The sequence below is a fragment of the Nocardia sp. NPDC050412 genome, assembly GCF_044458825.1.
Taxonomy (GTDB): domain Bacteria; phylum Actinomycetota; class Actinomycetes; order Mycobacteriales; family Mycobacteriaceae; genus Nocardia.
Genome location: NZ_JBITIJ010000040.1, coordinates 1 through 2,021, shown reverse-complemented (window position 1 = coordinate 2,021; position 2,021 = coordinate 1). Strand labels below are relative to the sequence as shown.

Here is a 2,021-nt window from a genome sequence, read left to right as displayed (position 1 = left end):
GAATACGCAGCCGCAGGCGGCGGCAGCGGCACGGCAACGACGGTCGGCGGCACCGTCGGACAGTGGATTCAGCAGGCACTGCAGGTGCTGCGGCAGATGGGCTACGACATCAGCAAGATCGACCCGGAAGCTATCGCGCTCATCATTCAGCACGAATCCGGTGGTAATCCGAACGCCATGAATCTGACGGACAGCAATGCCGACAACGGGACTCCGTCGATCGGCCTGATGCAGACCATCGGGCCGACCTTCAATCAGTGGGCGGTGCAGGGGCACACCAATATTCGCAACCCAGTCGACAACATCATCGCTGGCGTCCGCTATGCCATAAATCGGTACGGATCCGTACAGAACGTGCCAGGTGTCGTGGCGGTGCGCAATGGCCGAGCGTACGAGCCGTACTAATGCCACCGGATCGGGAAGTGCCGGAACCGAGTGTCGACGATGCACGGGACGCCCGCGGTGGGGTCACGACTTCCGAGCCGCGCCGCAACCCTGCCGCGCTGGCCCGGGGGCCTGCGGTGCGCATGCCGCCGTTGCAGTCGGTCGGTGCGGCCACCGCCGCCACCTCGGGTTCGGCAGCCGCCGCAGTGCGCGGCCAATCGGCGAGCCCGATGCCCGGACTATCCACCCCGACAACCACTTCGGCGGTTGGCGGCGGTTCGGACCTGGCCGCCGTCGCAGCCGGTGCCGGTCCGTTGGCGGCTGCTGCAATGGGCGCACTGGCATCGATCTCGGCCCAATACGGTGACGGCACTCCAACGTCGAATACTGGTCAGCCGAATGCACCGCCGCTGGTCGGCAATGGAGCGCCCACCGGACCGGTGCTCTGGGATGGCGCGTTCGGCGCGCAGTATTCGGCCAGTAGGCAGAGCGGCGCCCAACAGAACGACGCGTTGGGCAACCTGAACGCGGAACTCGGTCGGATTCTCGGTGGTTCGGCCGCAGACACCATTCAGGGCCGGGCGGCGATCGCCTCGATCATCGCCGAGGCCGATACCGCATTGACCGCACTCGGTGCGGTCGGAAATTCTGCCGCGACCCAGCGTCAGGTGATGGTCGCACTCGGTGATGCCCTGCAGCGGGCCGGAGCAGTACTCGGGAATGGGCAGTCCGCTGCGGCTATTTCGGCCGAACAGGTTGCCGCACTGGCCAATCGGTATGTTCAGGACTCCGGCCGATCCAGACCGCAGGTCTATTCGCGCGCTGCCAGCGGCGGCCCGCCGAGCACACAGCCCACCGGTGAAGTGGGCCAATGGATCAATACAGCCATACAGATCCTGCACCAGAACGGCTATGACACCAGCCAGATCAACCCTGCCGATATCGCGGCGATCATCCGGCACGAATCAGCGGGCAATCCGCACGCTATCAACGGCTGGGACAGCAATGCGGCGGCAGGACATCCCTCCAAGGGGTTGATGCAGACCATCGATTCCACGTTCAATGCTCACGCCTTGCCCGGGCACCGCGATATCTGGAATCCGGTCGACAACATCATCGCCGGGGTGCGATACGCGATCGATCGCTACGGCTCGGTCGCCAATGTGCCCGGCATCGTGAAGTTGCACCACGGCGGCGCGTACGTGGGCTACTGAAGCCTCGGTGGATCCGGATCAGCTCCACCGGCTGGCGTGATAGCTGCTCGGCAGCTTCGTCACCCGGACGTTCAGACCGGTGCGCGGCGCTTCGACGCATTGCCCGTTGCCGATGTACATCATGACGTGGCCGGGGTTGCCGTTGTTGAATTCGGAATTCGGGAAGATCAGATCGCCGGGGCGAATGTCGGCCGGGTTGACCTTGGGGAGCTGGCGGTACTGGTCCGCGGCCACTCGCGGAATGTTGACTCCGGCGGCTCTGGCGGCATATTGCATAAGTCCGGAGCAGTCGAATGACCCGGGCCCTTCCGCACCCCACACGTACGGGTCGCCCTGTTGGGCCATCGCCACCGAAACCGCCTTCTGGGCGGCCGCCGTGGTGGGGCCGCCGCCGATGCTGCCGCCGCCTGCGGCTGTGTATTG

General features: G+C 65.5%; 3 protein-coding genes. 2 read left to right on the top strand and 1 reads right to left on the bottom strand.

The genetic code is table 11. The features are described 5' to 3' along the window. Together ACIBI6_RS41155 and ACIBI6_RS41150 are read left to right on the top strand one after the other, a co-directional pair. A partial coding sequence (locus ACIBI6_RS41155; RefSeq protein ID WP_396960596.1) for a transglycosylase SLT domain-containing protein occupies positions 1-405 on the top strand: 405 nt, incomplete at its 5' end. 17 nt (positions 406-422) lie between these two features. Next, the gene (locus ACIBI6_RS41150) at positions 423-1,598 is read left to right on the top strand and encodes a transglycosylase SLT domain-containing protein (RefSeq protein WP_396960594.1); all 1,176 of its coding nucleotides are present in this window, start codon (positions 423-425) and stop codon (positions 1,596-1,598) included. A gap of 18 nt (positions 1,599-1,616) precedes the next feature. Here ACIBI6_RS41150 and ACIBI6_RS41145 read toward each other — a convergent pair. Beyond that, positions 1,617-2,021: C40 family peptidase (locus ACIBI6_RS41145; protein ID WP_396960592.1), on the bottom strand; the 405-nt coding region annotated here is incomplete at its 5' end.